Annotated in this window: 5 protein-coding genes; 2 read left to right on the forward strand and 3 right to left on the reverse strand. The window is 73.3% G+C overall.

Features of this window, described 5'->3' with window-relative positions:
* Window positions 1-24 precede the first annotated feature (24 nt).
* The 3 genes from ACI781_RS17470 to ACI781_RS17480 form a co-directional block, all read right to left on the reverse strand.
* Window positions 25-1,398, reverse strand: a complete 1,374-nt coding sequence (locus ACI781_RS17470; protein ID WP_456567396.1) for a maltokinase N-terminal cap-like domain-containing protein — start codon at window positions 1,396-1,398, stop codon at window positions 25-27.
* Complete coding sequence (gene treS / locus ACI781_RS17475) at window positions 1,395-3,209, reverse strand: maltose alpha-D-glucosyltransferase (protein WP_456567397.1); 1,815 nt, start codon at window positions 3,207-3,209, stop codon at window positions 1,395-1,397. The genes ACI781_RS17470 and treS overlap by 4 nt, the downstream gene beginning before the upstream one ends.
* A 103-nt stretch (window positions 3,210-3,312) precedes the next feature.
* Window positions 3,313-5,319 carry an alpha-1,4-glucan--maltose-1-phosphate maltosyltransferase gene (locus tag ACI781_RS17480; RefSeq protein ID WP_456567398.1) on the reverse strand — a complete coding sequence of 669 codons (2,007 nt, stop codon included), beginning with the start codon at window positions 5,317-5,319 and terminating at the stop codon, window positions 3,313-3,315.
* Between the two features lie 125 nt (window positions 5,320-5,444).
* Here ACI781_RS17480 and glgP point away from each other — a divergent pair, with 125 nt between their 5' ends.
* Together glgP and ACI781_RS17490 are read left to right on the forward strand one after the other, a co-directional pair.
* Window positions 5,445-7,997 carry an alpha-glucan family phosphorylase gene (gene glgP, locus ACI781_RS17485; protein ID WP_456567399.1) on the forward strand — a complete coding sequence of 851 codons (2,553 nt, stop codon included), beginning with the start codon at window positions 5,445-5,447 and terminating at the stop codon, window positions 7,995-7,997.
* A gap of 153 nt (window positions 7,998-8,150) precedes the next feature.
* Window positions 8,151-9,131 (forward strand): FHA domain-containing protein, encoded by a 981-nt coding sequence (locus ACI781_RS17490; RefSeq protein ID WP_456567400.1) that lies wholly within the window; start codon window positions 8,151-8,153, stop codon window positions 9,129-9,131.
* Window positions 9,132-9,253: the final 122 nt, after the last annotated feature.

Genomic DNA, 9,253 nt, shown 5'->3' on the forward strand with positions numbered 1-9,253 from the left:
GTCGTCGGGCTGCGTCCGGGCCGGTCAGCCGGCCGTGGCGAGCCGGGACAGCGACTGCAACGGGATCATCAGCCAGTGGGGGCGGTTGCGCGCCTCGTAGAGGCACTCGTAGACGGCCTTGTCCGCCTCGAACGCCCGCAGCACGGGGGAGTCCGCGCACGGGTCGATCCCGCCGGCGGCCGAGTAGCCGGCGCAGAACGCCGCCCGGTTGCGCTCGGCCCACTCCTGGGCCCGGTAGGCGCGCTGGGCGTCCTCGGGCTGCTCGACCAGCATGTGCCGGGCGGCGTAGTCGAAGCTGCGGAGCATGCCGGCGACGTCGCGCATCGGGCTGTCCAGCTGGCGGCGGGCCTCCAGCGGCCGCGCGGGCTCGCCCTCGAAGTCGAGGATGATCCAGCCGGTCGCGGTGCGCAGGACCTGACCGAGGTGCAGGTCCCCGTGCACCCGCTGGCGCCGGACCGGCTCGTCGGTCCCGGCCAGTTGCGCGTACAGCCGGCGCAGCCCCTCGGCGTGCTCGGCCAGCTGCGGGACCACCGGCAGCGCGGCCTCCAGCCGGCCGGTCATCTCCTCCGCCGCGGCCGCGAACCAGGCCCGGTCGGCGTCCTCGGTGGGCAGCACCTGCGCCAGGTCGTGGTGCACCGACGCGGTGGCGGCGCCCAGCCGCTCGCTGTCGGCGGCGAAGTCACCACCCACCTCGTCGGCGTGCAGGTCGCCCTCGGCGTAGAGGTCGCGCACGCTCGCGGTGGCCAGCCGCCAGCCGTCGCTGGCGTTGGGCACGAACGTCTGCAGCATGAGCACGGTGGCCGGCGCCGTCCCGCGGTCCCGGTCGTGGTCGATCTCGGCGTAGCCGAGCAGGGGCGCGATGTGCGCGTTGTCCGACCGGCGCAGCGCGTCGTGGATCTCGACGTCGGGGTTGAGCCCCGGCTCCAGCCGCCGGAAGAGCTTGAGGATCGCCTCCTGGCCGTAGACCAGGGAGGTGTTGCTCTGCTCGGTGGAGATCACGTCCCCGGGCAGGCCGGCCGGGATGGCGGCGCCCTCCTCGGCGACGAAGCGCAGCGACCCCACGTGGCCCTGCGCGGCCAGGTGCACCAGCCAGGGCGCGGTGGCGTCGCGGTCCCGCAGCGCGTCGTAGGCCCAGGTCTGCGAGTCGCCGCTGGTCACGGCGCCCACCAGGGCCGAGCCCAGCTCCTCGACCGGGTGCTCCCGCCACGACAGCGGCACCAGGTAGGTCTCGGTCGCGCCGTCGGCGTACCCGACGCGGACGCGGTGCACCGACAGGACCGGCCCGCTGCGCTCGAGGAAGAAGCCGTCCTCGCTCACCTCGGCCCACTCGCGGCCCTTGCCGCCGAACCACCGCTGGTGCGGCATCCACTCGCGCAGCAGGTCCGTCAGCGCCGTCATCGGGGGTCTCCGGGGGTCTCGGGATCGCCGGCGGCGTCCTCCTCGCTCACCAGCCCGGCGGCCAGCAGCGACTCGGCGACCGCGCTGCCGGACTCGGGCTCCTCGACGACCGGCTCGGGCTCGGGCGCGGGCTTGGCCAGCTCGAACCAGTAGAAGCCGTGCCCGGCGAGGGTGAGCATGTAGGGCAGGACGCCGATCTGCGGGAACTCGACCCGGCCGGTGAGCTCGATGGGCGTGTAGCCCTCGAAGCGGCGCAGGTCCAGCTCGACCGGCTGCGGGAAGCGCGACAGGTTGTTCACGCACAGCACGACGTCGTCGCCGAACTCGCGGACGAACGACAGCACGGTCGGGTTGCGCGACCCGATCTCGGCGTAGCTGCCCAGGCCGAAGGTGGGGTGCTGGCCGCGGACGCGGAGCATCTCCCGGATCCAGTGCAGCAGCGAGGTGGTGTTGCGCAGCTGGGACTCGACGTTGGTGACCTGGTAGCCGTAGACGGGGTCGGCGTTGAGCGGCAGGTACATCCGCTGCGGGTCGGCGGTGGAGAAGCCGCCGTTGCGGTCCGGGGTCCACTGCATCGGCGTCCGGACGCCGTCGCGGTCACCGAGCCAGATGTTGTCGCCCATGCCGATCTCGTCCCCGTAGTAGAGGACGGGCGAGCCGGGCAGGCTGAGCAGCAGCGCGTTGAACAGCTCGAGGGTGTCGATGTCGTTGTCCAGCAGCGGCGCCAGCCGGCGGCGGATGCCGATGTTGGCCTTCATGCGGGGGTCCTTGGCGTACTCCGCCCACATGTAGTCGCGTTCCTCGTCGGTGACCATCTCGAGGGTCAGCTCGTCGTGGTTGCGCAGGAAGATGCCCCACTGGCAGTTGCCGGGGATGTCCGGCGTCTGGGCCATGATCTCCGAGATCGGGAACCGCTGCTCCCGCCGCACGCCCATGAACAGGCGCGGCATCACCGGGAAGTGGAAGGCCATCTGGCACTCGTCGCCGTCCTCGCCGAAGTACTCGACGACGTCGGCCGGCCACTGGTTCGCCTCGCACAGCAGCACCCGGTCGGGGTAGTCGCGGTCGACGACCTTGCGGACCTGCTTGAGCAGCTCGTGCGTCCGGGGGAGGTTCTCGCAGTTGGTCCCCTCCTCCTCGAACAGGTAGGGGACGGCGTCCAGGCGGAAGCCGTCGATGCCCAGGTCCAGCCAGAACCGCAGCGCCTCCAGGACCGCCTCGACCACCTTCGGGTTCTCGAAGTTCAGGTCGGGCTGGTGGCTGAAGAACCGGTGCCAGAAGTACTGCTTGCGCACCGGGTCGAAGGTCCAGTTGGAGGACTCGGTGTCGACGAAGATGATCCGGGCGTCGGCGTAGCCGGTGTCGTCGTCGGCCCACACGTAGAAGTCGCCGTAGGGCCCCTCGGGGTCGCTGCGGCTGGCCTGGAACCAGGGGTGCTGGTCCGAGGTGTGGTTCATGACGAAGTCGATGATCACGCGGATGCCGCGGGAGTGGGCCTCCTCCAGCAGCTCGCGGAAGTCCTCGATGTCGCCGAACTCCGGCAGCACCGCGGTGTAGTCGCTGACGTCGTAGCCGCCGTCGCGCAGCGGCGAGGCGAAGAACGGCGGCAGCCACAGGCAGTCGACGCCGAGCCACTGCAGGTAGTCCAGCTTGTCGATCATCCCGCGCAGGTCGCCCACGCCGTCGGCGTTGCTGTCGGCGAAGCCGCGCACCAGCACCTCGTAGAAGACCGCGCGCTTGTACCACTCCGGGTCGGTGCCGGGCGGGGGCAGCGCGGAGCGGCGGGGGGAGTCGGGAACGGGAACGGTCATCGAGAGGTATCCCCCTGGGTCGTGCCGTGCAGGTGGAGTGGGTGGCCCCCTCGCAGGGCCCCGCCGCGGGCGCGCGGGGGGTGGGGGGCGAGGGGGTCCGTCATCAGGCGACCGGCGGCGGCCAGGTCACCGGGCGGGGGAACGAGACGGAGAAGACGTGCGCCGGCTCGTGGTACGGGTCGAGCTCGACGTAGTTGAACTGGCCCCAGTCGTACGTGGCGCCCGACAGCTCGTCGTGCACCGTGAAGCGCTCGTGCCAGTCCAGTCCGAGGGCGCCCAGGTCCAGCGCCGTCGTCCCGATCTGCCGGTTGTGGCTCTCCAGCGCGACCACCACCAGGACGGCGTCCTGGGATCCGGGGTCGGTCTTGGAGAAGCAGATCAGGTTCGGGTTGTCGATTGGGTGGAACCGCAGCGTGCGCAGCTGCTGCAGCGCCGGGTGCGCGCGGCGGATCTCGTTCAGCCGGCGCAGGTAGGGCGCGAGGCTGCGGCCCGACGCCTCGGCGGCGGCCCAGTCGCGGGGGCGCAGCTGGTACTTCTCGCTGTCGAGGTACTCCTCGCTGCCCGGACGGACCGCGACGTGCTCGTACAGCTCGTACCCGGAGTACACGCCCCAGGTCGGGCTCATCATCGACGCGAGCACCGCGCGGATCTTGAACATCGGCGGCCCGCCGTACTGCAGCGACGCGTGCAGGATGTCCGGGGTGTTCACGAAGAAGTTGGGCCGCATGTAGTGCGCGTTCTCGGCGAGCTCCCGGCCGTAGGCCTCGATCTCGCCGCGCTCGGTGCGCCAGGTGAAGTACGTGTAGGACTGCGTGTACCCCAGCCTGGCCAGCTGGTGCATCATCGCCGGCCGGGTGAAGGCCTCGGCGAGGAAGAGGACGTCGGGGTGGCTCCGCTTGACGTCCCAGATCAGCCAGTGCCAGAAGTTCAGCGGCTTGGTGTGCGGGTTGTCGACCCGGAAGATCTTCACCCCGGCGTCGATCCACACCTGCAGCACGCGGCGGCACTCGGCGTAGATGCCCTCGGGGTCGTTGTCGAAGTTGACCGGGTAGATGTCCTGGTACTTCTTCGGCGGGTTCTCCGCGTAGGCGATCGTCCCGTCCGGCTTGGTGGTGAACCACTCCGGGTGGCTGCGCACCCACGGGTGGTCCGGCGCCGCCTGCAGCGCGAAGTCCAGCGCCACCTCCATGCCGAGCTCCCCGGCCCGCCAGACGAAGCGCTGGAAGTCCTCCATCGTGCCCAGCGCCGGGTGGACGGCGTCGTGCCCGCCCTCGCGCGACCCGATGGCCCACGGGGAGCCGACGTCGTCGGGACCGGGGGTCAGGGTGTTGTTGCGGCCCTTGCGGTTGACCTCGCCGATGGGGTGGATCGGCGGCAGGTAGACGACGTCGAAGCCCATCTCGGCCACCGCCGGCAGCCGGTCGGCGGCGGTGGTGAACGTGCCGTGGGTCGCGACCCCGCCGACGACCGGGCCGGTCGAGCGCGGGAAGAACTCGTACCAGGAGCCGTACAGCGCCCGCGGCCGGTCGACCCACACCTCGTGGTCGGCCGACGCGGTGACCAGCTCGCGCACCGGGTGCTCGTGCAGGTACTCCTGCACCGCGGGCGCCAGGGCCGGCGCGACCCGCTCGGGCAGCCCGCGACCGGCGTCGCGCAGCGCGGTCACCGCGTCGGTGAGCCGGCCGCGCCACTCCTCGTCGGCACCGGCGGCGACCCGCTCGAGCAGCCGGGCGCCCTCCTCGAGGTCGTTGGCGAGGTCCTCGGGGCCCTGCCCGGCCTCGATCTTCACCTCGACGGCGTGGTGCCAGGTGGCCAGCGGGTCGCTCCAGGCCTCGACCCGGAAGGTCCACCGGCCCTCGCGGTCGGGCACCACGGTGGCCAGCCAGCGATCGGGCTCCTGGCTGTAGGGCGACATGCGGGTGAAGGCGCCACACGTGCCGTCGGGCGCGGTCCAGACGACGTCCGCGGCGACGGCGTCGTGACCCTCCCGGAACACGGTGGCGGTGATCGGCAGGTGCTCGCCGACCACGGCGCGGGCCGAGAAGGACCCGCAGGACACGACGGGGGCGACATCGGTGATGCCGAGGCGGAGGTCAGCGCGGCCAGTCATCACGATCACGCTAACGAGGTCGCGGGTGTCGGGCACGTCGGAGCCGGAACGGCCCCCTCCGAGGGGGTGCCGGCAGGCCGTGCGAGACGGGTGGGGAGCGCCGCGGTCCTTATAGGGTCGGCCGCGTGCGTGCTCTCCGTCGGTTCACGGTCCGGGCATCCCTCCCCGAGGAGCTGGTGCCGCTCGCCCAACTCGTCATGAACCTCCGCTGGTCCTGGCACCCGGACACGCGGGACCTCTTCGAGGCACTCGACCCCGACCTCTGGCGGACCTGCGGGGGCGACCCGGTCAAGGTGCTCGGCGAGGTCTCGGCCGAGCGGCTGGCCACCCTCGCGAAGGACCGCCGCTTCGTCCGCCGCATGCAGGACGTCGTCGAGGACCTCGGCGAGTACCTGTCCGCCCCGCACTGGTACCAGTCCCTGGGCGCCGACGCCCCCGCCTCGATCGCCTACTTCAGCGCCGAGTTCGGCATCACCGAGGTCCTCCCGCAGTACTCCGGCGGCCTGGGCATCCTCGCCGGCGACCACCTCAAGGCGGCCTCCGACCTCGGCGTCCCGCTGATCGGCGTGGGGCTGCTCTACCGCGCCGGTTACTTCGAGCAGGGCCTGTCGGCCGACGGCTGGCAGCTGGAGCACTACCCCGCGCTGGACCCCAACGGCCTGCCCGTGAAGCTGCTGCGGCAGGCCGACGGCTCGGCCGTCGTCGTCTCGGTGCCGCTGCCGGAGGGCCGCACGCTGCACGCCCACGTGTGGCGCGCGCAGGTGGGCCGGGTGTCCCTGCTGCTGCTCGACAGCGACATCGAGGAGAACGCCCCCGCCGAGCGCGGCGTCACCGACCGGCTCTACGGCGGCGACGAGGACCACCGGCTGCGCCAGGAGATGCTGCTGGGCATCGGCGGCGTCCGCGCGCTGCGGGCCTGGTGCCAGCTCACCGGCACCCCGGCGCCGGAGGTGTTCCACGCCAACGAGGGCCACGCCGGCTTCCAGGGCGTCGAGCGCATCCGCGAGCTGACCGAGTCGCACGGGCTGTCGTTCGCCGAGGCGCTGCAGGCCGTCCGCGCCGGCACCGTGTTCACCACGCACACGCCCGTCCCGGCCGGCATCGACCGCTTCCCCCGCGCGCTCATCGAGCGCTACTTCGCCGGCTTCGGCGTCCCGCTGGAGCACCTGATCCCGCTGGGCGCCGAGGACGACCCGACGAAGTTCAACATGGCGCACATGGGCCTGCGGCTGGGCCAGCGCGCCAACGGCGTGAGCCAGCTGCACGGGCACGTCAGCCGGCACATGTTCAGCGACCTGTGGCCCGGCTTCGACGAGGCCGACGTGCCGATCAGCTCGATCACCAACGGCGTGCACGCCCCCACGTGGACCGCCCGCGAGCTGGTGGACCTCGGCACCCAGAGCTCGTCGTCCGGGGACCCGGTGGAGGGCGACGAGCCCGCGTCCTTCGACGGCGTGGACCGGATCAGCTCCGGGGAGCTGTGGAGCACCCGGCGGATGCTGCGCGGCCGGCTGGTGGACGAGGTGCGCCGCCGGCTGCGCGAGACCGCGCTGTCGCGCGGCGCCACGGAGTCCGAGGTCGCCTGGACCGCCACCGCGTTCGACCCCGACGTCCTCACCATCGGGTTCGCCCGGCGGGTGCCCAGCTACAAGCGGCTGACGCTGATGCTGCGCGACCCCGAGCGGCTGCGCGCCCTGCTGCTGGACGACGAGCGGCCGGTCCAGCTGGTCATCGCCGGCAAGAGCCACCCGGCCGACGACGGCGGCAAGCAGCTGATCCAGCAGATGGTGAAGTTCGCCGACGACCCCGCCGTCCGGCACCGGATCGCGTTCCTGCCCGGCTACGACATCGGCATGGCCCGCTACCTGTACTGGGGCTGCGACGTCTGGCTGAACAACCCGCTGCGGCCGCTGGAGGCCTGCGGCACCTCGGGCATGAAGGCCGCCCTCAACGGCGGGCTGAACCTCTCCATCCGCGACGGCTGGTGGGACGAGTGGTTCGACGGCCAGAACGGCTGGGCGATCCCGACCGCCGACGGCGTGGCCGACGCCGACCGCCGCGACGACGTCGAGGCGCGGGCGATCTACGACCTGCTCGGCACGCAGGTGATCCCGCGCTTCTACGAGACCGACCGCGACGGCATCCCCAGCCGCTGGGTGGAGATGGTGCGGCACACCCTGCGCGAGACCGGGCCGAAGGTGCTGGCCACCCGCATGGTGCGCGACTACGTGCAGCGGCTCTACGTGCCCGCCGCCGGCTCGGCGCGGACGATGTCGGCGGGCGGCTACGCGCCGGCCCGGGAGGAGTCCGCCTGGCGCGCCCGGGTCCAGGAGCGCTGGAACGCCGTCCGCGTCGCGCACGTGGAGGCCACCGGCGCCGGGGACACCCCGGAGATCGGCACCTCGCTCGCCCTGCGTGCGGAGGTCGAGCTGCCCGGGCTGGCGCCCGGCGACGTCCAGGTCCAGGCCGCCTACGGCCGGGTCGACGACGCCGACGGGCTGCACGACGTCACCACCGTGCCGATGACGCTCGAGCAGGCCGAGGGGTCGCGGCACTGGTTCACGGCCGCGGTCCCGCTGGAGCGGACCGGCGCCTTCGGCTACACGGTGCGGGTGCTGCCGGCGTCGGCGCACCTGGCCGACCCGGCCGAGCTGGGGCTCGTCACGACCGCCTCCTGAGTCCCGTCCGGGGCCCCGCCGCACCCCCTGTGCGGGCCCGCCGGTGAACCACCCGTCACGCCGGTCGCACCGCTCCCTCCCGGAGCAGGTGCGACCGGCGTGGCGACTCGGCCGGACCGCCCAGTTCCGTCGTCGGTCACTAGGCTGGCGGGCATGCCCGACCGCTGTGAAGTCCTGCCCGGAGACTCCGTCGTCGCCCGTCGCGGCGGCGGTCTGCTGTGGGTGGACGCTCCCGGCGCCCCCGCCCTGACCGCGGCCCTGCACGCCTGCCTGGGCGTCTCCGGTCCCGGCGCCGACCGCGTGCTGGCCGCCGTCGCCGGCCAGGTCGCCGCGCTCGGCGGGAACTCGGCGTCCTTCGCCCTCGTGCTCACCGACACCGCGGGCGGGTCGGGGACCGGCGTGGCCCTGTGGGCCGGCAAGGGCCAGCCCGCCGTGGACGGCGTCCCCGTCTCCGGGCACCAGGTCGACGGCGGCTGCACGCTCGCCGCCGGCTTCCAGCTGGGCTCCGGTCTCTACGTCGGCCCCGGCCAGCCCGTGCCGAGCATGCCGCCGGGCGTCGCGCACGACCTCGTCGAGGGGACCGTGCCGGGCAGCGGCGCGATGCTGCACCTGGCCGCGGCCGCACCGGTCGCCGCGGCGGCCGCGCCCGCCGCCGCGCCGGCGCCCTCGTCGTTCTCCGCCCCCTCCGACGCCGGCTTCGGCGCCCCCAGCGGCGGCTACTCCGCGGCCGCGCAGGCCCCGGGCACCGACGGCGGGGAGGCCACCGCCTTCTGGAAGCCCGAGCCGTCGGCGGCGCCGATCCTGCGCTTCGACGACGGCCTGGTCGTCACCGTCGACGAGGACCTGGTCCTCGGCCGCCGGCCCGACAGCCACGAGATGGTCACCAACGGCACGGCGCGGCCCGTGCCGATCGCCGACACCCAGAACGTGCTCTCCTCGGCGCACGCCGCGGTGCAGCGCCAGGGCCGCGAGGTCTCGCTGGTCGACCTCGGCTCGCTCAACGGCACGCACGTCGCCGGCCCCGAGGCCACCGAGTGGACGCAGCTGGAGCCCGGCGTGGCGCACCCGCTGGCCGACGGCGACCGCCTGCTGCTCGGCTGGACCGTCATCACCTTCGAGCAGCCGCAGGACTAGCTCGGGCTCGACTCCGCGAGTGGCCCGGGACCGCGTCGGTCCCGGGCCACTGCCGTCCTCCCGGGGCGCCGCGGACGGGTGATGTGCGCTCAGGGCGGGTTCTGCGCGCAGTACCCGCCCTG

Source organism: Blastococcus sp. SYSU D00695 (assembly GCF_054050555.1).

Excerpts from the sequence above, each read along its gene's own strand:
- ACI781_RS17470 (WP_456567396.1), bottom strand. The coding sequence starts at position 1,398 with ATGACGGCGCTGACGGACCTGCTGCGCGAGTGGATGCCGCACCAGCGG.
- treS (WP_456567397.1), bottom strand. The coding sequence starts at position 3,209 with ATGACCGTTCCCGTTCCCGACTCCCCCCGCCGCTCCGCGCTGCCCCCG.
- ACI781_RS17480 (WP_456567398.1), bottom strand. The coding sequence starts at position 5,319 with ATGACTGGCCGCGCTGACCTCCGCCTCGGCATCACCGATGTCGCCCCC.
- ACI781_RS17490 (WP_456567400.1), top strand. The coding sequence starts at position 8,151 with ATGCCCGACCGCTGTGAAGTCCTGCCCGGAGACTCCGTCGTCGCCCGT.